This is a genomic window from Rhodopseudomonas boonkerdii, from assembly GCF_021184025.1.
Lineage (GTDB): Bacteria > Pseudomonadota > Alphaproteobacteria > Rhizobiales > Xanthobacteraceae > Tardiphaga > Tardiphaga boonkerdii.
Map to the genome: position 1 here is coordinate 101928 of NZ_CP036537.1, position 20678 is coordinate 122605.

The 20678-nt window shown below is 63.0% G+C and carries 21 protein-coding genes; 10 read left to right on the top strand and 11 right to left on the bottom strand.

Annotated elements, in window-relative coordinates; all coding sequences use genetic code 11:
* Positions 1-142: 142 nt before the first annotated feature.
* Positions 143-559: a helix-turn-helix domain-containing protein gene (locus E0H22_RS00440; RefSeq protein WP_233023822.1), complete on the top strand. Its 417-nt coding sequence runs from the start codon at positions 143-145 to the stop codon at positions 557-559.
* Between the two features lie 120 nt (positions 560-679).
* Entirely contained in the window at positions 680-1378 is a 699-nt protein-coding gene (locus E0H22_RS00445; RefSeq protein WP_233023823.1) for a tRNA (guanine(46)-N(7))-methyltransferase TrmB, read from the top strand.
* A gap of 133 nt (positions 1379-1511) precedes the next feature.
* Here E0H22_RS00445 and E0H22_RS00450 read toward each other — a convergent pair whose 3' ends face one another.
* A complete protein-coding gene (locus tag E0H22_RS00450; RefSeq protein ID WP_233023824.1) occupies positions 1512-2516 on the bottom strand; it encodes a 2-hydroxyacid dehydrogenase in 1005 nt (334 codons plus the stop codon).
* A 214-nt stretch (positions 2517-2730) separates the two neighbouring features.
* Here E0H22_RS00450 and E0H22_RS00455 point away from each other — a divergent pair, with 214 nt between their 5' ends.
* Positions 2731-3255: an SH3 domain-containing protein gene (locus E0H22_RS00455; protein ID WP_233023825.1), complete on the top strand. Its 525-nt coding sequence runs from the start codon at positions 2731-2733 to the stop codon at positions 3253-3255.
* Between the two features lie 4 nt (positions 3256-3259).
* On the top strand, positions 3260-4024 hold the full coding sequence (locus E0H22_RS00460; RefSeq protein WP_233023826.1) for an SGNH/GDSL hydrolase family protein: 765 nt from the start codon (positions 3260-3262) through the stop codon (positions 4022-4024).
* A gap of 290 nt (positions 4025-4314) precedes the next feature.
* Here the strand turns inward: E0H22_RS00460 and irrA are convergent, their stop codons facing one another.
* Complete coding sequence (gene irrA, locus E0H22_RS00465) at positions 4315-4782, bottom strand: iron response transcriptional regulator IrrA (RefSeq protein ID WP_283818847.1); 468 nt, start codon at positions 4780-4782, stop codon at positions 4315-4317.
* A 331-nt stretch (positions 4783-5113) separates the two neighbouring features.
* Between irrA and fabA the strand changes: the two genes are divergently transcribed.
* Complete coding sequence (gene fabA / locus E0H22_RS00470) at positions 5114-5647, top strand: bifunctional 3-hydroxydecanoyl-ACP dehydratase/trans-2-decenoyl-ACP isomerase (protein ID WP_233026575.1); 534 nt, start codon at positions 5114-5116, stop codon at positions 5645-5647.
* Between the two features lie 81 nt (positions 5648-5728).
* On the top strand, positions 5729-6955 hold the full coding sequence (gene fabB / locus E0H22_RS00475) for a beta-ketoacyl-ACP synthase I (RefSeq protein ID WP_233023827.1): 1227 nt from the start codon (positions 5729-5731) through the stop codon (positions 6953-6955).
* Between the two features lie 263 nt (positions 6956-7218).
* Here the strand turns inward: fabB and E0H22_RS00480 are convergent, their stop codons facing one another.
* The gene (locus tag E0H22_RS00480) at positions 7219-7854 is read right to left on the bottom strand and encodes an RluA family pseudouridine synthase (protein WP_233026577.1); all 636 of its coding nucleotides are present in this window, start codon (positions 7852-7854) and stop codon (positions 7219-7221) included.
* A gap of 154 nt (positions 7855-8008) precedes the next feature.
* Here E0H22_RS00480 and ftsY point away from each other — a divergent pair, with 154 nt between their 5' ends.
* Positions 8009-8953, top strand: a complete 945-nt coding sequence (gene ftsY, locus E0H22_RS00485) for a signal recognition particle-docking protein FtsY (protein WP_233023828.1) — start codon at positions 8009-8011, stop codon at positions 8951-8953.
* A 126-nt stretch (positions 8954-9079) separates the two neighbouring features.
* The gene (locus E0H22_RS00490) at positions 9080-9679 is read left to right on the top strand and encodes a septation protein A (RefSeq protein ID WP_233023829.1); all 600 of its coding nucleotides are present in this window, start codon (positions 9080-9082) and stop codon (positions 9677-9679) included.
* Here E0H22_RS00490 and E0H22_RS00495 read toward each other — a convergent pair whose 3' ends face one another.
* Positions 9680-10471 carry a crotonase/enoyl-CoA hydratase family protein gene (locus E0H22_RS00495; protein ID WP_233023830.1) on the bottom strand — a complete coding sequence of 264 codons (792 nt, stop codon included), beginning with the start codon at positions 10469-10471 and terminating at the stop codon, positions 9680-9682.
* An 84-nt stretch (positions 10472-10555) separates the two neighbouring features.
* Here E0H22_RS00495 and E0H22_RS00500 point away from each other — a divergent pair, with 84 nt between their 5' ends.
* A complete protein-coding gene (locus tag E0H22_RS00500; protein WP_233023831.1) occupies positions 10556-11137 on the top strand; it encodes a TetR/AcrR family transcriptional regulator in 582 nt (193 codons plus the stop codon).
* Between the two features lie 201 nt (positions 11138-11338).
* On the opposite strand, the gene E0H22_RS00505 is transcribed toward E0H22_RS00500, so the two are convergent.
* The 3 genes from E0H22_RS00505 to E0H22_RS00520 form a co-directional block, all read right to left on the bottom strand.
* The gene (locus E0H22_RS00505) at positions 11339-12085 is read right to left on the bottom strand and encodes a superoxide dismutase (protein ID WP_233023832.1); all 747 of its coding nucleotides are present in this window, start codon (positions 12083-12085) and stop codon (positions 11339-11341) included.
* Positions 12086-12270: 185 nt separating this feature from the next.
* A complete protein-coding gene (locus E0H22_RS25995; protein ID WP_347340818.1) occupies positions 12271-13395 on the bottom strand; it encodes an OmpA family protein in 1125 nt (374 codons plus the stop codon).
* 1363 nt (positions 13396-14758) lie between these two features.
* A complete protein-coding gene (locus tag E0H22_RS00520; RefSeq protein WP_233023835.1) occupies positions 14759-14965 on the bottom strand; it encodes a hypothetical protein in 207 nt (68 codons plus the stop codon).
* A gap of 136 nt (positions 14966-15101) precedes the next feature.
* Here E0H22_RS00520 and E0H22_RS00525 point away from each other — a divergent pair, with 136 nt between their 5' ends.
* Positions 15102-15488: an MAPEG family protein gene (locus E0H22_RS00525; protein ID WP_233023836.1), complete on the top strand. Its 387-nt coding sequence runs from the start codon at positions 15102-15104 to the stop codon at positions 15486-15488.
* 29 nt (positions 15489-15517) lie between these two features.
* On the opposite strand, the gene E0H22_RS00530 is transcribed toward E0H22_RS00525, so the two are convergent.
* From E0H22_RS00530 to E0H22_RS00545, 4 genes are all read right to left on the bottom strand, one after another.
* Complete coding sequence (locus tag E0H22_RS00530) at positions 15518-17644, bottom strand: hybrid sensor histidine kinase/response regulator (protein ID WP_233023837.1); 2127 nt, start codon at positions 17642-17644, stop codon at positions 15518-15520.
* A gap of 156 nt (positions 17645-17800) precedes the next feature.
* Positions 17801-18571, bottom strand: coding sequence for an ABC transporter permease (locus E0H22_RS00535; protein ID WP_233023838.1), 771 nt, complete (start codon positions 18569-18571; stop codon positions 17801-17803).
* A complete protein-coding gene (locus E0H22_RS00540) occupies positions 18568-19356 on the bottom strand; it encodes an ABC transporter ATP-binding protein (protein ID WP_233023839.1) in 789 nt (262 codons plus the stop codon). The genes E0H22_RS00535 and E0H22_RS00540 overlap by 4 nt, the downstream gene beginning before the upstream one ends.
* A gap of 34 nt (positions 19357-19390) precedes the next feature.
* Positions 19391-20407, bottom strand: coding sequence for an ABC transporter substrate-binding protein (locus E0H22_RS00545; protein ID WP_233023840.1), 1017 nt, complete (start codon positions 20405-20407; stop codon positions 19391-19393).
* Between the last annotated feature and the right edge of the window lie 271 nt (positions 20408-20678).

Below are 20678 nucleotides of genomic sequence, written 5' to 3' on the forward strand. Positions count from 1 at the left end.
GCCCAAATTTCTACTTAGGAAGATTTACGCCGCTGCTATATAGTCTATTAGGATACCGCCGGCTCGCCACTGACGCCGACCAGCGACGGACATCTTCTCTGCTCCGTCTTTCTCATTTTGTTTGTGATCAGGAGTATTTGAGATGTCGACGAAAGCGCCCAATCCTGTTGACAAATATGTCGGCAGCCGTGTGCGCATGCGCCGTATTATGCTGGGCATGAGCCAGGAGAAGTTGGGCGAAGCCCTCGGACTCACATTTCAACAAGTCCAGAAATACGAGAAGGGCACCAACCGCGTCGGTGCCAGCCGCCTGCAGCAAATTTCGGAGATTCTGCAAGTGCCGGTCTCCTTCCTGTTCGAAGGCGGCCCCGGTGCTATCGAAACCAGCAACGGTTTTGGCGAAGCGGCATCCCCCACTTATGTATCCGATTTTCTCGCCACCTCCGAAGGTCTTGCACTGACGCGCGCATTCACGCGCATCTCCGACAGCAAGCTCCGCCGCAGCATCGTCGATCTCGTCGAGCAGATCGCTGCCCGCGAAATAACGGAAGTGAACTAAGTCACGTAGGGTGGGCAAAAGCGCGTAGCGCTGTGCCCACCCTACAGTCGACGATCATTAAGCCGGTATTCGTCAATACATCGATGGCGCAAGGCGCATTTCGGCGCTATCAACCGCGCCATGACGACTGACGACACCAAACGCTACACCGGCTCCTTCTTCGGCCGCCGCAAGGGCCACAAGCTACGCGACCATCAGGCCGGCCTGATGACCGAACTGCTTCCTGCTCTCACGGTCGATATCACCCAGCCCGCCCCCGACGATTTGCGCATGCTGTTCGGCGGCGATGTCGAGGCGGTTCGCCTCGAAATCGGCTTCGGCGGCGGCGAGCATCTGGTGGCCGAGGCGCTGGCCCATCCACATATCGGCTTCATCGGCTGCGAGCCCTATATCAACGGCATGGCCAAGATCCTGGTGCAGATCGAGGCGCAGAACATCCGCAACATCCGCCTCGTCGCCGGCGATGCGGCGGAACTGCTGAACTGGGCGCCATCGCAGTCGCTGAAGCGCATCGACCTGATCCATCCCGATCCATGGCCGAAGAAGAAGCACTGGAAGCGCCGGTTCGTGCAGGACGCCACGCTGGCGACGATGGCACGCGTGCTGGCGCCGCAGGGTGAGTTTCGTTTCGTCTGCGATATCGAGAGTTATGTGGCGTGGACGCTGTGGCATGTGACGCGGTCGCCGGCCTTTATCTGGCTCGCTGAACGGGCAGATGATTGGCGCCTGCCGTGGCCGAACTACACCATGACGCGCTATGGACGGAAGGCCACGCGCGAGGGGCGGAAAGCCAGCTATCTGATGTTCCGGTTGAAGTAGGAAAACTTGTCCCGGACGCGATGCGGCCCCCTTGTGCCGCTTCGCAGAGCCGAGACCGTTCCAGCCTCCGAGCTTTGCGCGGCCCTGGTTCTGCAAAGCAGCGTTATGCGCTGCATTGCGCCCGGGACAAGGATCACAGCATGTTCGGCAGCACACGATCCGGTGGCTTGTGCGCGTCCAGGAATGTGCGGATGTTGATGATCACCTTCTCGCCCATCTCGACGCGGCCTTCCACCGTGGCCGAGCCCATATGCGGCAACAGCACCACCTTGCCGGCCTTGGCGAGACGCACCAGCTTCGGATTCACCGCCGGTTCATGCTCGAACACGTCGAGCGCGGCGCCGGCGATGTCGCCGCTTTCGATCAGCTTGGTCAGCGTCTCCTCGTCGATCACCTCGCCGCGCGCGGTGTTGACGATATAGGCGTCCTTGCGAATCAGCTTGAGACGGCGCGCAGACAAGAGATGGAACGTGGCCGGCGTGTGCGGACAGTTCACCGAGATGATGTCCATGCGCGCCAGCATCTGGTCGAGCGAATCCCAGTAGGTCGCATCGAGTTCGTCGGCGATCTTCGGCGCCACCGGTTTACGGTTGTGATAGTGGATCTGCAGCCCGAAGGCCTTGGCGCGGCGTGCCACCGCCTGGCCGATGCGGCCCATGCCGATGATACCAAGGCGCTTGCCGCCGAGACGCTTGCCGAGCATCCAGGTCGGCGACCAGCCCTGCCAGTCCTCCCGCCCTTCGGTGAGGATCGCGGCGCCCTCGATGAGGCGGCGCGGCACCGCGAGGATCAGCGACATGGTCATGTCGGCCGTATCCTCGGTGAGCACTTTGGGCGTGTTGGTGACGGTGATGCCTTTTGCCTGCGCAGCAGCGACGTCGATATTGTCGACGCCATTGCCGAAATTGGCGATCAGCCTGATCTTGCAGTCGGGCTGATCGAGCAGTTCCTTGGTGATCTCGTCGGTGACGGTGGGGACCAGAACATCGGCGGTGCGGATCGCCTCGGCGAGCTGTTCCTGCGTCATCGGCACATCGTCGACGTTGATGCGCGCATCGAACAGCTCGCGCATCCGCGTCTCGATGGACTCCGGCAGACGGCGGGTGACGACAACGAGGGGCTTCTTCTTGACCGTCATATCCTGCTCACTCGCCCCTTGTCCGTTCAGTCCGCATTAACCCGGTTGATCGAAACTCCGGCAGCCGCACAAATGCACCGTTTCCTCGGGTTCCCCGACACTTAGCCACGTGTCCCCGGGTCCAGGTTCTCTCTAGCAGAGAACCGGGCCGAAACAAGAACCCGAAGGCCTGCGTGCAATGCGACAGGAATGGAATGGAACGAGGTTGGGTTAAATGTCGAGGCGTTGTGCGTATGCGGGTTTGGCGGCTGTGGCATTCGTCGTCGCGGTGATCGATCCGGTCCTCGCCGCCAACACCGTCCCGCTCGGCGCCAGCGGCCTGCCGGTGCCGCGCTATGTCAGCCTCAAGTCCGACCATGTGAATGTCCGCGCCGGCCCGACCAAGGACAACGACGTCGCCTGGGTCTATACCAAGGCCGGCCTGCCGGTGGAGATCACCGCCGAATTCGAGAACTGGCGCCGGGTCCGCGATTCCGAGGGCTCCGAAGGCTGGGTCTATCATTCCCTGCTGTCCGGCCGCCGCACCGCGGTGGTGACCATGAAGAACAAGGACGAGCTGGCGGCCATCTATGACGATCCCGATGCCAGGAGCGCTGTCGCGGCACGCCTGCAGGCCGGCGTGGTGGCGCAGGTGAGGCGCTGCCGCGATAGCTGGTGCCGCGTGACCGGCAACGGCTTCGACGGCTGGATCGAACAGCAGCGCCTGTGGGGCGTCTATGCCGACGAGAAAGTGAACTGAGCGGATGCGCACCGGGCTGCTGGCCCTCGCTCTCGCGCTCCTGCCTCAGCTTGCCCTGGCGCAGCCGGTCGTCGAGCAATGCCTCGCCACTGGGCAACGCCTGACAGACGCCGCACCGCTCTCGCGCACATCCGCGCAGCTCCGTGCATTTGGACCGCTGCGCATCGTCGCGATCGGTTCGTCATCGACGCGCGGGCTGTGGCAATCCGATCCTGCATCGACCTATCCGGGCATGCTGAAGTCCGAGCTGGAGCGGCTGAAGCCGGGCCTGCAGGTGTCCATCGTCAATAGCGGGCGCAATGCCGACACCATCCCCGGCAACGTCGCACGCTTCGAACGCGACGTCTTCGCGCACAAGCCCGATCTCGTGATCTGGCAGATCGGCACCAATGACGTGACCTGGCTGCAAAGCAGCGACCGCCTGACCGGCAGGATCGTCGACGGCATCCGGCAGCTCAAGGCCGCGGGTGCCGATGTGGTGCTGCTGGACCAGCAATATGCGCCGGCGCTTCTGGCGACCAACTACAGCAAGATGCAGGCGAGTATCGCGGAGGCCGCCAGGCGGGAGAATGTGCCGCTGTTCTCGCGCTTCGAGCTGATGCGCCGCGCCGTCGACGGCGGGCTGCCGATGACCGCGCTGACGAGCTGGGACGGTCTGCACAGCTCCGCGGCCGGCTATGAATGCACCGGCCGCGCATTGGCGCGCGCGATCATGGCCACGATGCCTGCAAAAGAAAACGCGCCAGCGAAACGCCAGCGCGGGAGATAGTCCCCAGTCCGCCCTCATGGTGAGGAGCGCGCAGCGCCGTCTCGAACCATGAGATGGCTTGGCTCGGCGCTCTTTTGCCATCCTTCGAGACGCCGCTACGCGGCTCCTCAGGATGAGGGGGAGCTCGTTATGTTTGATTCCTAGGATGGGAAGAGCCAACGGGACGCGCGAAGCGCGCCCGATCATAAACTCCGCGAAACCCATCATTCCGCCGTCGCGGCAACGGCCGCCGATGGGATTCGCTCCGGCGCTATCGCACCTGCGCTCTACCCATCCGACACACAGCGCAATTAGCGCTTCTTGCGCAGGCGGACGACCATGTCGATGCGGCTGATCTCGAAGCCCTCCGGAACGTCCGGCATCTTGGCCAGCACGAGGTTCTGGTTCGGGATATCGACCAGCTCGTGATTGTTCTCGAAGTAATAGTGATGATGCGTCGTCACGTTGGTATCGAAATAGGTCTTCGTACCATCGACACTGACCTGACGGAGCAGGCCGGCGTCGGTGAGCTGGTTGAGCGTGTTGTACACGGTCGCCAACGACACCGGCACCTTGGCCATCGTGGCTTCTTCATACAACATTTCAGCCGTCAGATGGCGGGCGCCCTTGCCGAACAGCAGCCAGCCCAGCGCCATGCGCTGGCGGGTGGGACGCAGGCCGACCGACTGCAGCATTTCGTTGACGTCATGCCACGGGCAACCAGTCAGGGCCGGCTGGCGGCCATGGCTGATTTCCGCAACCGCGGTTGCGTCATCCATCGTCGAAATGCTGTCGCTGATATCCACGTCAGTAACCCTGCCACATCCACGCAATTCTACTCGGAAATTCCCCAATAATATAAAAACGCATGGCTCTAGATGCAAGATTCTCGCAACTAGGCGCTTTCGGACGCGGAACCCCGCACTGCAGCACTATGCCCGGGCGCGAATATGCCGTTAAAAGCGGGCGATACGCCGCTTTGCCGCCTTATGAGCGTATGATAGAGAGCCCCCCACCGGGACAGGTTCCCGCGTGATTTTGAACGATTCTATACGGCTGCCTTGGTTAAAATGGCCGTTTGACAGGAAAAGACCCGGAAAGCCGAGCATGTTGCAGGAACGACGAAACAGCTACGCCTATGAAGACTTGCTGGCCTGCGGCCGCGGCGAGCTGTTCGGACCAGGCAACGCGCAGCTGCCGCTGCCGCCCATGCTGATGTTCGATCGCATCACCGAAATCAACGAGACCGGCGGCGAGTTCGGCAAGGGCTTCATCCAGGCCGAACTCGACGTCAATCCGGACCTCTGGTTCTTCTCCTGTCATTTCAAGAACGACCCGGTGATGCCGGGCTGCCTCGGCCTTGACGCCATGTGGCAGCTGGTCGGCTTCTTTCTGGGCTGGTCGGGCGGCATCGGTCCCGGCCGCGCCCTCGGCCTCGCCGATCTGAAATTCACAGGTCAGGTTCTGACCAACGTCAAGAAGGTCGTCTATACGATCGATGTGAAACGCGTGATGCGCTCGAAATTGTGGCTCGGCATTGCCGATGGCTCGCTTTCCGCCGATGGCGAGATTATCTATCGGGCAAAGGATCTGAAGGTCGGCCTGTTCAAGCAGGATGCCGCCGCAACGCAGCCGGCAGCGTAAGAGTCGCTGCATCTCGACGGCGGTTTCCGAGGGGGTAACCGCCAGGTCCACAACAACGTAAATTCAGAGGGCGAGACGATCATGAGACGGGTTGTCGTCACCGGGATGGGCATTGTCTCATCCATCGGAAACAACACTCAGGAAGTGCTTGCGAGCCTCCATGAGGCCAAGTCCGGCATTACGCGCGCCGAGAAACATGCGGAGCTGGGCTTTCGCTCGCAGGTGCAGGGCGCGCCGACCATCAATCCCGCCGACGTGGTCGATCGCCGCGCGATGCGCTTCCTCGGCGAAGGCGCCGCATGGAATCACATCGCCATGGAGCAGGCGATCCAGGACTCCGGCCTCTCGCCGGAGGATGTGTCCAACGAACGCACCGGCATCATCATGGGCTCAGGCGGTCCGAGCGCACGCACTATTGTCGATTCCGCCGACATCACCCGCAGCAAGGGCCCAAAGCGCGTCGGCCCGTTCGCCGTACCGAAGGCGATGTCGTCCACCGCGTCCGCAACGCTCGCGACATGGTTCAAGATCAAGGGCGTGAACTATTCGATCTCGTCCGCCTGCGCGACCTCGAACCACTGCATCGGCAACGCCTATGAAATGATCCAGTGGGGCAAGCAGGATGTCGTGTTCGCTGGCGGCTGCGAAGAACTCGACTGGTCGCTGTCGGTGCTGTTCGACGCCATGGGCGCGATGTCGTCGAAGTATAACGACACGCCGGCCACCGCATCGCGTCCCTATGACGTCAATCGCGACGGTTTTGTCATCGCAGGCGGCGCCGGTGTTCTCGTGCTCGAAGAGCTCGAACACGCCAAGGCGCGCGGCGCCAAGATTTATGGCGAGATCATCGGCTATGGCGCGACCTCGGACGGTTACGACATGGTCGCGCCGTCGGGCGAAGGTGCCGAGCGCTGCATGAAGATGGCGCTGGCCACCACCGGCGGCATCAAGATCGACTACATCAATCCGCATGCCACCTCGACGCCAGCCGGCGATCCACCGGAAATCCAGGCGATCCGCAACGTGTTCGGCACCGGCGACAAGTGCCCGCCGATCTCGGCGACCAAGGCGCTCACCGGCCATTCGCTCGGCGCCACCGGCGTGCAGGAAGCGATCTATTCGTTGCTGATGATGCAGAACGGCTTCATCTGCGAAAGCGCGAACATCACCGAACTCGATCCGGTGTTCGCCGACATGCCGATCGTGCGCAAGCGTATCGACAATGCCAAGCTCGGCGTCGTGCTGTCGAACTCGTTCGGCTTCGGCGGAACGAACGCGACGCTGGTGTTCAAGCGGCTGGATGCGTAACGCCGGCCCTCATGGTGAGGAGCGCGCACTTGCGCGCGTCTCGAACCATGAGATGAGGAGCTCCACTGCCATCCTTCGAGACGCGCGCCAACTGGCGCGCTCCTCAGGATGAGGGCGGAGATGGAAGTCAACAAGCTCCGCAGCTGTAGGATGGGTTGAGCGCAGGCGCGACGCGAAAACTCATCGGCGGAGCTTGCCACGTCGTTCGGTCGATGGGGTTTCGCTTCGCTCAACCCATCCTACGGCCTCGACGCTTTCTGCCCCTACTCCCCATTCCACCCACACGCCCGCATCCTCTGCTGCAGATGCGGCGGCACCGGTGCCGTCACCCGCACCGGATCCTTGTTGCGCGAGATCGGAATCACGATCTCCCGCGCATGCAGATGCAAGGTCGGCTCGCCGAAGCGGGGGCCATTGCCATAGATGTTGTCGCCGACGATCGGATAGCCCGATGCGGAGGTGTGCACGCGTAGCTGATGCGTGCGGCCAGTGACCGGCTCCAGCGCCAGCCAGCTCATGCCGCCGCCGCGGCCCAGTACCTTGAAATTCGAGACCGATTTCAGTCCCTCCGGGTCCGGCTTCATCCACCAGCCGCGGTCCGCGTTGAGACGCCCGAGCGGCATGTCGATGACACCCTCGTCGGCCTCTGGCCCACCTTCCACCACCGCCCAATAGGTCTTGGAAATGCGGCTGTGCTTGAACAGGAGCCCCAGCGAGGCCGTGGCCTTGCGATGGCGGCCCAGCACCAGGCAGCCGGAGGTGTCGCGATCGAGCCGATGCGCGAGCACGGGCGGGCGCGGCAGGCCGTATTGCAGGAACTTGAAGGAATTCTCCAAATTCGGCCCACCTTTGGGACCACGATGCACCGGCAAGCCGGCCGGCTTGTCGATTACCAGCATCAGGCCGTCCCGGTGCAGCACCCGCGACAGAATGTCGGCTTCGGTCAGATCGCCGACAAGAGAGGGCTCGACGACCGCAATCGGCAGGGCGTCGACGTCACTTTCACTGGCATTACTTTGATTCATGGCGCGAAACGGCTAACACACCCCCGACATGAGCGACACTCCCCAAACGCCAAAACAGAGCTGGTGGCGACGGCTCTCCGACGGCCTGAAGCGTACATCGAGCTCGATCGGCTCGGCGGTGGCCGATCTCGTGACCAAGCGCAAGCTCGACCGCGCGATGCTCGAGGATATCGAGGACGTGCTGCTGCGCGCCGATCTCGGCTCCGACGTGGCCGCCCGCATCGCCAAGGCGGTCGGCCAGGGTCGCTTCGACAAGGCGATCTCCGCCGATGAAGTGAAGGCCGTTGTCGCCGCCGAGGTCGAGAAGGTGCTGGCGCCCGTCGCCAAGCCGCTCGAAATCGACGGCAGCAAGAAGCCCTTCGTCCTGCTCGTGGTCGGCGTCAACGGTTCCGGTAAGACCACCACCATCGGCAAGCTGGCCTCGAAACTCACTGCCGAAGGCCGCAAGGTGATGCTCGCCGCCGGCGACACGTTTCGCGCCGCGGCCATCGAGCAACTGAAGGTCTGGGGTGATCGCAACAAGGTGCCGGTGATCGCCGGAACACAGGGTTCGGACTCCGCAAGCCTCGCTTTCTCTGCCGTGACGGCTGCCCGCGACGACAATCGCGACGTGCTGCTGATCGACACCGCCGGCCGCCTGCAGAACAAGGCCGAGCTGATGAACGAGCTCGAAAAGGTCGTGCGCGTCATCAAGAAGGTGGACAGCACCGCGCCGCATGCGGTGCTGCTCGTGCTCGATGCCACGGTGGGACAAAACGCGCTGTCGCAGGTCGAGGCATTTCATCGTACGGCTGGCGTCACCGGCCTTGTCATGACCAAGCTCGACGGCACTGCCCGCGGCGGCATCCTCGTGGCGCTGGCGGAGAAATACAAGCTGCCGGTGCATTTCATCGGCGTCGGCGAAGGCATCGACGATCTCGCGCCATTCACGGCGAAAGATTTTGCGAAGGCTGTGGCCGGCATTGAGTCTTAGCCGCCATCCTTCGAGACGCGCGCCCATTGGCGCGCTCCTCAGGATGAGGGTGGAGTGTGAGGTAAGAGCCCTCACCCTGAGGAGGCGCGAAGCGCCGTCTCGAAGGGCGAGGGCGTGAGAGGATCGATGGACAAGCAACAACCGCATCCCCTGTTCAAGCTCGCCACCGAACTCGGGCCGCTGATCGTCTTCTTCGTGGCCAATTCGAAATTCGGCCTGTTCGCCGCCACCGGCGCCTTCATGGTGGCGATCGTGGCGGCGATGATCGCCTCCTATGTGGTGGTGAAGCATGTGCCGATCATGGCGATCGTCACGGCCTTCGTGGTGCTCGTGTTCGGCGGGCTGACACTGTGGCTGCATGACGAGACCTTCATCAAGGTGAAGCCGACCATCATCTATGGCCTGTTCGCCGTGGTGCTCGGCGGCGGCCTGCTATTCGGCCGCTCTTTCATCGCCATCATGTTCGATCAGGTCTTCAATCTCACGCCCGAAGGCTGGCGCGCGCTGACGCTGCGCTGGACGCTGTTCTTCGCCGCCATGGCCGTACTGAACGAGGTAATCTGGCGCACCCAGAGCACCGATTTCTGGGTGACATTCAAGGCCTTCGGTGTGATCCCGATCACCATGCTGTTCGCCGTCTTGCAGATGCCGCTGATCAAACGCCATGGCGCCGAGCCGGCAACGCTTGCCGAGAGCGAGCGCGATGCGGGTGATGTGACGAAATAGTCACCGGCCCTCGAAGACCGGCACGCGACGGTCCACCCATGCGTCCAGGCCTTCGCCGAGATCGTGGGTCGGCGCCATCCGCGCAAATTGCTCGCACTCGACTTCAAGCCCTTCACCGATCGACAGATTGATCCCCCGCGTCACCGCGGTAATCACGCCGGTTACCGCAAGCGGCGAATGGCGCAGGATGCGCTGTGCCAGATCATGTGCCGCAGACAGCAACCGGTGATGCGGCACTACCTTATTGACGAGACCGATCTGCAGCGCGTGGGCGGGTGAAAAACTATCGCCGGTCAGCAGCAATTCCAGCCCGCGCTTGCGGCCGGCGAGCCGCGGCAGGCGCTGGGTGCCGCCAAAGGTTGGCGGCATGCCGAGCCTGATTTCGGGCTTGGCGAAAGTCGCCTGCTCACTGGCCACCGCCAGATGCACGGCCTCGGCGATCTCGCAGCCGCCGCCATAAGCGAGACCGTTAATCGCCGCGATGACCGGCTTGGGAAAGGCCTCCAGCCGCGCGGTCATCGCCTGCCCGCGGCGGACGAATTGGCGCAGTGCTTCCTGCGTTCCCCGCTTCACACTGTCCCTGAATTCCGGGATATCCGCGCCAGCGGAAAATGCTTGCTCGCCCGCGCCTGTGAGAATCATGGCACGGATATGGTCGGTCAGTTCAATCTGGTCGAGCAGTGCCATTAGGCGATCGATCAACGCGTAATTCATCGCATTGAGCTGGTCAGGACGGTTGAGCGTCAACAGTGCGACGTCCCGATCGACGCGCATGGTCACGAATTCGGTCATATCAAGCTCCGGTCTTGCGATCTGCGCGCGATCGTAAGAAGCTTGGCTCTTCGTGTATATTCACTGGGCAGTATACATCCGGCCATGACCGCCAGACCGACCAAGGACCGTATCGTCGCAGCCGCCAGCAAGCTGTTCTATGACGAGGGAATTCGCGGCGTCAGCGTCGATGCCGTAGCCGAGAAGGCCGGCGTCACCAAACGGACGTTGTACTATCACTTCAAGAGCAAGGACGACCTGATCGCCGCCTATCTCGAAGGGCGCGACCAGCCGAATCTCGCATTGTTCAAGCGCTGGTTCGACGAGGCCGTTGGCGGGCTGGCTGCGAAAGTGCAAGCCATCTTCGACAATCTCGCGCGGGCGGCGCGGCACCCGAAATGGCGCGGCTGCGGCTTTCTGCGAACGTCAGCCGAACTGGCCAATATGCCCGGCCATCCCGCGATGAAGATCGGCGCTGCGCACAAGAAGAAATTCGAAGCGTGGCTGCAGGCGGAGTTCGAAGCGGCCAAACTATCGGATGCGCCGTTGCTTGCGCGACACGTCGCGCTTCTGCTCGACGGATCATTCGCGACAGTGCTGCTGCACAGGGACCCTGCTTACATGGAAGCAGCAGGTCTTGCTGCGCACAAGCTTGTCAGCGCCGCGAAACCGAAGCGGCGCTCTTGAATTCACATTCGATCGCGGAAGAGCTTGAGGCCATCCTTCGAGACGCGGCCTAAGATGGCCGCTCCTCAGGATGAGGAAAGAGCATAGCGCTATAGAAGACCCTCATGGTGAGGAGCCCGCACAGCGGGCGTCTCGACGCCATGCAGACCGAGCACTATCCTCATCCATGGGTTCCCCTGCGCAAAATGCAGGGAGAAAGATTCACACAGCCAGCGTACCGGCCTTTGCTGCGGCGTAGCGTTCGGCGACCTTGGTCCAGTTCACCGTATTCCACCAGGCCTTCAGATAGTCCGCGCGTCGGTTCTGGTAGGAGAGATAGTAAGCGTGCTCCCACACGTCGTTGCCCATCAGCGCGCGCTTGCCGTCTATGATCGGATTGTCCTGGTTCGGACGCGTCTCGATAGACAGCTTGCCGGCCTTGTCGACGATCACAAAAACCCAGCCGGAACCGAACTGACGACCGCCGGCCGCATTGAAGTCGGTCTGGAATTTTTCCATGCCGCCAAGATCGCGATCGATGGCGGCAAGTACCTCGCCTTCCGGCTTGCCGCCATTCGGGCCCATGATCTGCCAGAACATGGTGTGATTGGCATGGCCGCCAAGATTGTTGCGCACGCCGGTGCGGATATTATCCGGCACGCTGTTAAGATTGCCGAGCACCTCGACGACCGGTTTCTCGCCGAGCATCGGATTGTCCTTGGCAAAAGTGTTGAGATTGGCGACGAAGGCCGAGTGATGCCGGCCGTGATGGATTTCCATCGTCTTGGCGTCGATATGCGGCTCGAACGCATTCACCGGATAGGTAAGCGGCGGCAACACGAAAGGCGCGGTGCCGGCCGGCGCTGCCGCAGGCGCAGCGGCCTGGGCAAAAGCGAGGCGTGGCGCGGCGACCGCGGCAGCCATGCCGGTCGCAGCGAACATCAAGTGGCGTCGGGACATCGATGGCATGGGGGCTTCTCCTCGGTTTTGCTGGCCGTCACATGCGGCCTTGGCAACTACGTGCGGTTGATGTGCCAGTTTCATATGCGGTCATTGTGACGCAGCGGCGCAATGGCATCACGTCCCGGAGAGGTCGAAGCGCCTCAAGCAAAACGGCCGGGATCTCTCCCGGCCGTCGGTATCCAGCAACTTGCTCAGCGGCGTGGCGGAGCCGTACCCGGGGGCGGCGGCGGCAGCGAGGCCTGACCGCCGTTGAGCAGCGGGGTGATGTTGCGGATGGTCACGCGGCGGTTCTGACGCTCCGGACCGTCGGTCTGGATCTTCAGATACTGCTCGCCATAGCCTTGCGACGTCAGGTTCTCCGGGGGCACCTGGAACTGCTGGGTCAGCAACTCGGCCGCCGCTTCCGCGCGACGATCCGACAGCGACAGATTGTCGATGTCGGAGCCGACCGCGTCGGTGTGGCCCTCGATTAGGAACACCGCCTTCGGATTGCGCGAGATGGCACGGTTCAGGCCATCGGCGATCACCTGCAGTTTCGACGCCTGGTCGGGCGAGATGGTCCAGGAGCCGGTATCGAAGTTGATCGAATCCAGATCGATCGACGGCATGCGCTGGCGCACCATCGGGCTGTAGCGGATTTCATCCAGCGTATAGCGGCGCTCGATGCGATCCACAGGCGGTGCGATCAGCGTGTCGTAGACCAGCTCCGGCGAGGCCTGATCGTAGTCCACGATGTAGCGATTCTGCGGGATGCGGATCACCGGCGGCGGCAGATCGACATAGAAGTTGCCGGGACCACGCGGATCGCGGAACGAATTGTCGATGATGATGATCTCCTGCCCGTTGCGATCCCTGCGGATGCGGCGCAGCAGCTGGCCGTCGCGGCCGACCACCGTGATGATCTGCGAGCCGTCCGGCCGCACGATGATGGTGCGATCGTCACCACCGACACGTTCGGTGCGGATGTCGCGCGCCCCATAGCGGAAGCGATCGAGTTCGTTGTGGCGGATGAAGGCCTGTCCGGTCGGATCCTGCACGATGATGCGCCCAGGTTCCGTATAGACGGTGCGCCCGCCTTCCTGGCGTTCGCTACGCTGACCGCGGAAATCCTCCAGACGGCGCGGTCCTTGCGGAGCGGCACCGGGTGCGATCGGCGTCAGGGTCGCCGCTGGCGGCGGCGCGGGCGGGATCGGCGCGGTCACCTGCGGAGCCGGCGGCTGCACGACCTTGATATTGCCCCCGCCGGGAGCGACCACGACAGGCGCGGCACTCGGCGTGGCTGGCGGAGCGGCTGCCGCGGGTGGGGCGGCGGGCACCGCCGGAGCGGGTGGAGCGCCAGGCGCGGCCGCATTCGGCGGGGTCGACGGGGCCCCCGGTGCGCCAGGCGCACCCGGACCGCCGGAACGACGGCCTTCGCGACCCTCACGGCCTTCCGGTCCGCCTGGACGACCCGTGGGCGGCGTGCCGGCGGGCGGCGTTGCCGAAGGCGCGGGCGCTGCCGCAGGCGGCGTGGCGGCTGCTGGAGGCGTTGCCGGAGCCGCCGCGGGCGGCGGCGCCGGACGGGCAGCTGGCGGTGTCACGGGCTGGGCGGGAGTCTGAGCGGCAGGTGGCGTAGCCGGAGGAACCGGACGCGCACCAGGCTCGCGCCGCTCGCCGGGTTCACGGCGTTCACCGCTCGGACCTTCCCTGCGTTCGCCGCCGGGGGGTTCACGGCGCTCGGGGCGTGCGGCGGGAGGCGTCGGGGCAGCCGGCGGCTCGGCGCGCGGCGCCGGTGCGGCAGCCGGAGGTGCGGGCGGCGTCGGGCGTGGGGTCGGTGCAGCCTCGGGAGCCGGGCGCGGCTGAGCAGCCGCAGGAGGCGCGGGTGGGGTCGGACGCGGCGCTGCTGGCGGCTCGGCACGTGGCGCTGGCGCGGCAGCCGGAGGCGCGGGTGGGCGTGGCGCTGCTGGAGGTTCGGCGCGCGGCGCTGGCGCCGCGGCGGGAGGCGGAGCCGGACGGGCGGCGGGCGGCGCCTCACGCGGATGAGGTTCGCGCGGTGGGGCGCCGGCACCCGCCGGCGGCGCAGGACGCGCGGCTGGTGGCGGTCCCTTTGGGGGCTCCTTGCGTTGTTCGCCCTCCGCAGCGGGGGGCGCCGCCTGCGCGAGCAGGACGGGTGCATCGCTGCTCGATGCATGAGATGCAGTGACTGCAATCTGCGTTACTCCGAACGCAGTTGTCGCCAGCAGGACGAGACGAAGTTTTGTCATGATGAGCTAGGGCCCCTCGCTAAGAACAGGTCGGCAAAAATCATTTTATCAGCCGAACAAATCGGCAGATCGATGAACGAATAAGCATGGGGCCGGAATGTGGCGGCCCGCAAAGCCACAGTCGTATTTATTTCACGCAGAACAAAGGCCCGAACGCACATTGTTCATGGCACGTTCAGGCCGTTTATTTAGTAGCGGCATCCGGACATCACCGCCGGTGGCTGCTGTCCCGGCACCTCGTCCGGATTTGGCATCGGAATATCCGCGGGTAGATCGCCCGGTAACTCATCCGGTCGCGAAGGCTCGCCCGGCTCCCTCATAGGCGGCGGCACTTCCGGACGCGGATTGCCTGGCGGGCTTTCCTGCGGCGGCTCCGAAGGCTTGCCCGGCGGAAGCGGCGGGTCCTCGACAGGCTTGTTACCAGATTCTACGCGGCTCATCGGGTCGCAACCTTATCGGCGAAGACTGACATCGTGCCGCTCGCGAGAGCGTAGGTTTGGTTGTCCGCATCGGCAGCACAATCGATACAGACGGCCATCGGACGGGCACGAAGCTTTTCACCGTCGATGACGAGCAGGTCGAGATTGCCTCTCTTCATCAATCCCGAGGAACGTTCGGTATCGCGAGCACTGTCATTCGCCATATGCGTTCTCCCTTGTGGAGGTAACGGATGCGAGCAGACGATGTTCCCGGCACGACCGGACGGCTCCGGGATTTGACAGCGGATCAGGAACCCCCCATCACGAATCATGCGCGTCATCACACCGGGGGAACATTCAATGCCGTTTGCCTATTGGAGCATTCTGATTGCCGCAGCGCTTCCATTGCTCATCGTCGGCTATGCCAAATCCGGATGCCGCGACAACAACACACCACGCGACAGCGCCGACAATCTGACCGGTGCCAGGCGCCGTGCCTACGCCGCGCATCAAAATGCGTTCGAGAGTTTGCCGTTCTACGCCGCTGCAGTGCTCGGCGCGCTGACCTTCGGCGCTTCAGCGAAAACCGTCGGCGTGCTGGCCGCGGTCTATCTCGTGTTCCGCATCGCCCATGCCTTGTTCTATATCGCAGACAAAGCGACACCGCGGTCGCTTGCTTATGCAGGAGGCTTCTTCACCAATGTCGGGATCTTCGCGCTGCCGGCACTGCAGATCAATTTCATCTGAAACCGTCATTGCGAGGCGTGCCCGAACCGTCAGGCTGTTTCGCGCCGGGCCTTGCGCCAATTGCCGGCCTTGGTCAGGACGCGCGAGAGCTGTTCGATGGAATAGGGTTTCTGCAGCAGCTCGAAGCCGAAGGTGCCGTTCTGTGCCAGAACATGGCTATAGCCCGACGTCAGCACGACGGGCAGGTCCGGATGAAGTTCGCGTATCTGCTGGGCAAGTTCGATTCCGCTGGTGCCGGGCATCACCACATCCGAGAACACGACATCGTAGCGATCGGCATGACTCGTGATCTCATCCAGCGCTTCCCTGGCGCTTTGCCTGAGCTCGGTCGTATAACCGAGCTCGCGCAACGCGTCGGTCGTGAAGGTGCCCACGTCGCGATTGTCCTCGACCACCAGCACCGATAGTCCATTGCCATCGACCAGCGGCGCTTCGTCCGTGGGCGGGGGCCGCACGGCGCTGCCGGCGACCCGCGGCAAGTAAAGCGTGAAGATGCTGCCTTTGCCGACTTCGCTGGCCACGACAACTTCACCGCCTGACTGCTTGGCGAAACCGAACACCTGCGACAGACCCAGACCTGTACCCTGCCCGACTTCCTTGGTGGTGTAGAACGGTTCAAAGATGCGCTCGAACTGATCGGGGGAAATACCGCAGCCGGAATCTGCGATGGCGACGGCGACGTAGCCGTCCTTGCGTGGCATCGTCGCCGACGGGAGCCATTCGCTGGCGGTGACGCTGATGGCAAGCCGTCCTTCGCCCTTCATCGCATCGCGGGCGTTGACGGCGATGTTGATCAGCGCCGTCTCGAACTGGCCGAGATCGGCATCCGCGTAAAGGGGCTTGTCAGGGAGATGCGTGACGATTTCGACCGAGGCGCCGGTCAGCGTCCCGATGATGTCCGTGACCGAACTCACGCATTGCCCAACATCGAATACTTCCGGCTTCAGAGTCTGCCGACGCGCAAAAGCAAGCAGCTGGGCCGTGAGCTTCGCCGCGCGGGTCACCGTATCGGAGATTGCGGCCACATAGCGGGCGCGGCGCTCGGGCGCGAGATCGGGCCGCTGCAACAGGTCTACGGACGAGCGAATTACCGTGAGCAGATTGTTGAAGTCATGCGCGACACCGCCTGTCAGCTGTCCCAGCGCTTCGAGACGCTGACCATGTTTCAGAGCTTCTTCAGCTTCACGCCGTTTCGTCGCCTCGAAGTTCAGACGACGCGTGCGCCGCAGGGCGAACAATAGAAGCCCGAACAACAGAGCGGTCGCTGGAATACCGAAGATCAAATGATAGCCGATCGCCTTCAGCCAGCGATCGCGAATGGCTGAGGTTTCAAGGCCCGCCGAAACATACACCGGATAGCCAGCGAGCCGCCGATAGCCGATGCGGCGTTCGATATTGTCGCCGGGCGCGCGGATGGTTATGAGGCTGCCATCCGGGTTTTCCGACAACGAGCGCCCCACGGGTCCCTTGGGATCGAGCCGTGCGCTGCGTTCGAGATTGGGATAACGCGCGAGGACCGACCCGTCGGTCAGTCCCAGCGCGAAAAAACTGCCCGGCGCGCGGCCGATGCGCGCATAGAACTTCTCGAAATATTCCGGAAGTACCGAGGCCTGCACGACGCCGGTGAAATGCCCATTGAGGCTGACGCGGCGACGGCTGACACCGAAGAATGGCGCTCCCTGATAAGGCGGCCGGGGCAGCAGGTTCGCACCGATAAAGGTGCCGACATCGCTAGCCACGTGAGCCCTGTAGTAGTCGCGATCGGAGAAGTCGATGTGGGGCAAAGCGAGATCGAGGCTGTTGATCAGGGCGCGGCCCTTGTTGTCGAACACCCAGACCGATTTGAGCTGCGGCAGCGCGTCCGTCAGCTGCTTGAGCCGCGCCGACATCGCGTCGACATTGGCGCGAAGCTCGTCGTCGGAACGACCGCGGACAATCTCGTTGATTTCCGACAGACTGCGATCGATCGTCTCGAACACTTTTAATGCATGTTCGTGTGCGACATCGAGCGTGCGCTCGATTTCACGATCGGCATTCTCGTTGGTGGAGAACCAGGAATTGCTGGCGGCGAAGACGAACAGCGCAACGGGAAAGGCCAGGGACGCGGCCATCATCCACTGGAGCATTCTCAGAGAATTGTGCTGTTCTGTCTTCACAGTCCCTGCCCGCTTCGCGCCAATCTAGCGCATGGAGCGGGATCGACCAACCCCGCACCGCGGCAGGAACCTCCGTGCGCGGAATGACGCAGCAGAGCTGAATTTCTGCGCTGCATCGTGCCCGAGAAGCAAGATGCCGTCCAGACCAGACTTGCGCTAGCCGGCGCTCATCTGCGAACGGAAGGCCCAGCGGGTGGAACGCTGCTCGATCCACGCGAACACGGCATACATCAGCACGCCCTCGAAGGCGAGCAGCAGCAATGCGGCATAGACATTCGCCATGCGGAAACTGGCGCCTTCCTGCGCGATCAGAAAGCCGAGGCCGGCATTGGCGCCGAGGGTTTCGGAAACGACGGTGCCGACAAAGGCCAGTGTGATCGCAACTTTCAGCGAGCCAAAGAAGTAAGGCAGCGCGCGCGGAATGCCGACTTTCAGCATGATATCGAGCTTGCGCGCGCCAAGCGCGCGCAGCACGTCCTCGAGCTCCGGTTCCGTGGTCGCGAGGCCGGTGGCGATGTTGACCACGATCGGGAAGAAGGAGATCAGAAACGCCGTGACGATGGCCGGCACTTCACCGATCCCGAACCACAGGATCAGCAGCGGCACGATGGCGACTTTCGGGATGGTGTTGAAGCCGATCATCACCGGATAGAGCCCGCGATAGATCGTCCGCGACCAGCCGACCACGAGACCGAGCATGACGCCGAACACCACGGCCAACGCGAAGCCGACCATCGTGACCCACAGCGTGACCCAGGAGTGATAGAGGAACACCTTCCACAGCTTGAACATCGCCGCGAAGGCTGCCGATGGCGGCTGCAGCACCGAGGTGTTGATCTTGAAGGCCGCGCAGGCGCCCTCCCAGATGAGGAAGAGCGCGACGGTGAACATCCAGGGCGCGAGTTTCTCGACGAGACGCGACGTCATGACTTACGCACCTCCGCGATCTTCAGGCGCAGTTCATGCACGATATCGCCGAATTCCTTGTGATAGGTAACTTCAAGATCGCGCGGGCGCGCAAAATCGACCGGCTTGATCTGCACGATGTGGCCGGGACGCGCGCTCATGACATAGATATTGTCGGCGAGGAACGCAGCCTCGCGCAGGTCGTGCGTGACGAGGATCACCGTGAAGCCGAGGCGCTGCCAGAGGTCGCGCAGCACGCACCACAGTTCCTCACGGGTGAAGGCATCCAGCGCCGCGAAGGGCTCGTCGAGCATCAGCAGCGCCGGCTCATGGATCAACGAGCGACACAGCGAGACGCGCTGCTGCATGCCGCCGGAGAGCTCCCACGGATAACGATCGCCAAACCCCGCGAGCCCGACGGTCGCGAGCAACTGCTCGGCCTTGGCGCGGAACTCGGCTTTCTTCGACCGGAACTGCGAGCGATGGGGTTCGACGATTTCCAGCGGCAGCAACACATTGTCGATGACCTTGCGCCACGGCAGCAGATTGGCGTGCTGGAACGCCATGCCGGCCATTTTGACCGGCCCTTTTACTTCCTTGCCATCGATGGCGATGGTGCCGGCGGTCGGCCTGTGCAGGCCGGTGACCAGCCGCATCAAGGTGGATTTGCCACACCCGGACGGCCCGACCACGGCGGCGAATTCGCCGCGCGCGATCTTCAACGTCGCGTCCTGAAGGGCAGTGATCTCCCCGGTGGCGCCGCTATATTTCAGCGTCACGCCATCGATATCCACGAACCTGTCCATGCGTGTCCGATCCCGACCTCTTGTCTTGCCGGGATCAGAGCTTGCGTTCGCCGGCCGGCGGCAGATATTCCGACGTGAACAGATCGCCCGCCTTCGGCTTCGGATTCTTGAACTCGTAGGTCACCGCGATCTGCTCGATGGCGTCGGTCATGCGTTTCTCGTCGATGCCGCCGACGCCGTTGGCCTTCACCCACGGGGTGATGAAATTGTCCTTCAGCGACATCTTGAGGCGTGCCAGCTCGATCTTCTCGTCTGCGGTCTCGTTGCGCTTCATCACCGACTTGATGGCGGCGTCGGGGTCCTTCGCGGTGTCGATGATTCCCTTGATAGTGGCGCGCACAAAGCCGGCAACCGCCTTCGGATTCGCCTTGGCGAATTCCGGATTGACCATGATGGCGTTGCCGTACAGCACGAGGCCGTAATCGGACATCAGCATCACCTTGATGTCCTTCTCGGCGATGCCCTTGGCCATCAGGTTGAAATAAGACGAGAACGAGAAGCCGGTGATGGCATCGACCTTGCCATCGGCAAGCATCGGCTCGCGTACGGGGAAGCCGACATTCTCGATCTTCACCTTTGCATCGTCGATCTTGTTCTCCTTCACAAAGGCTTTCCACTGTGCGAAGGCGCCGTCCGGCGCCGGTGCACCAAGAATCTTGCCTTCGAGATCCTTCGGCACATTGATGCCGGCCCTGGTGACGGAGACGATGGAGAAGGGCGGTACATCATAGACCATCAGCACGGCCTTGACGTCCTTGTCTGGATTCTGGTCGCGGAAGCGCGCCAGCGAATTGATGTCGAAGAAGCCGATCGGATAGGTGCCGGCGGCGACGCGCGCGATGCCGGCGACGGAGCCCGGACCGCTGTCGATTGTCACGTCAAGCCCTTCGGCCTTGTAATAACCCTTGTCGAGGGCGACGAAATACGGCGCGGACGGTCCCTCGAACTTCCAGTCGAGGGCGAATTTAACGGCGGTATCAGCGTTTGCCGACAGTGCCGATGCCAACAATGCTGCACCTGCAATCGCACTCAAACCAAACTGACGAAACATCCTGGAAATCCCCCGCGATTATGCCAAGCGCAAGCTAGCACAGGCCACGCCAGCCGTGGCGATTGCGTTTTACAGCCGAAGGTCGTCACAGTTGCACCAAACCCGCTCACAGATCGGCAATCTGCTCACATTATACACAAGAAGAGCACCTGCCTGCTGGCACCGACCGATATTTGCTCAACACACCGCCTCGGAAAAGACAGCCACAGGCGGCTGAGTTTGCTCGGGAAGGCACAACGGCTCTGTAAACAAGCCAAACGCCGCTCATCGG

What these genes read in the sequence shown, in the direction of transcription:
- E0H22_RS00440 (WP_233023822.1), top strand. Translation starts at nt 143, where the DNA reads ATGTCGACGAAAGCGCCCAATCCTGTTGACAAATATGTCGGCAGCCGT.
- E0H22_RS00445 (WP_233023823.1), top strand. Translation starts at nt 680, where the DNA reads ATGACGACTGACGACACCAAACGCTACACCGGCTCCTTCTTCGGCCGC.
- E0H22_RS00450 (WP_233023824.1), bottom strand. Translation starts at nt 2,516, where the DNA reads ATGACGGTCAAGAAGAAGCCCCTCGTTGTCGTCACCCGCCGTCTGCCG.
- E0H22_RS00455 (WP_233023825.1), top strand. Translation starts at nt 2,731, where the DNA reads ATGTCGAGGCGTTGTGCGTATGCGGGTTTGGCGGCTGTGGCATTCGTC.
- E0H22_RS00460 (WP_233023826.1), top strand. Translation starts at nt 3,260, where the DNA reads ATGCGCACCGGGCTGCTGGCCCTCGCTCTCGCGCTCCTGCCTCAGCTT.
- irrA (WP_283818847.1), bottom strand. Translation starts at nt 4,782, where the DNA reads ATGGATGACGCAACCGCGGTTGCGGAAATCAGCCATGGCCGCCAGCCG.
- fabB (WP_233023827.1), top strand. Translation starts at nt 5,729, where the DNA reads ATGAGACGGGTTGTCGTCACCGGGATGGGCATTGTCTCATCCATCGGA.
- E0H22_RS00480 (WP_233026577.1), bottom strand. Translation starts at nt 7,854, where the DNA reads ATGCTGGTAATCGACAAGCCGGCCGGCTTGCCGGTGCATCGTGGTCCC.
- ftsY (WP_233023828.1), top strand. Translation starts at nt 8,009, where the DNA reads ATGAGCGACACTCCCCAAACGCCAAAACAGAGCTGGTGGCGACGGCTC.
- E0H22_RS00490 (WP_233023829.1), top strand. Translation starts at nt 9,080, where the DNA reads ATGGACAAGCAACAACCGCATCCCCTGTTCAAGCTCGCCACCGAACTC.
- E0H22_RS00495 (WP_233023830.1), bottom strand. Translation starts at nt 10,471, where the DNA reads ATGACCGAATTCGTGACCATGCGCGTCGATCGGGACGTCGCACTGTTG.
- E0H22_RS00500 (WP_233023831.1), top strand. Translation starts at nt 10,556, where the DNA reads ATGACCGCCAGACCGACCAAGGACCGTATCGTCGCAGCCGCCAGCAAG.
- E0H22_RS00505 (WP_233023832.1), bottom strand. Translation starts at nt 12,085, where the DNA reads ATGCCATCGATGTCCCGACGCCACTTGATGTTCGCTGCGACCGGCATG.
- E0H22_RS00520 (WP_233023835.1), bottom strand. Translation starts at nt 14,965, where the DNA reads ATGGCGAATGACAGTGCTCGCGATACCGAACGTTCCTCGGGATTGATG.
- E0H22_RS00525 (WP_233023836.1), top strand. Translation starts at nt 15,102, where the DNA reads ATGCCGTTTGCCTATTGGAGCATTCTGATTGCCGCAGCGCTTCCATTG.
- E0H22_RS00535 (WP_233023838.1), bottom strand. Translation starts at nt 18,571, where the DNA reads ATGACGTCGCGTCTCGTCGAGAAACTCGCGCCCTGGATGTTCACCGTC.
- E0H22_RS00540 (WP_233023839.1), bottom strand. Translation starts at nt 19,356, where the DNA reads ATGGACAGGTTCGTGGATATCGATGGCGTGACGCTGAAATATAGCGGC.
- E0H22_RS00545 (WP_233023840.1), bottom strand. Translation starts at nt 20,407, where the DNA reads ATGTTTCGTCAGTTTGGTTTGAGTGCGATTGCAGGTGCAGCATTGTTG.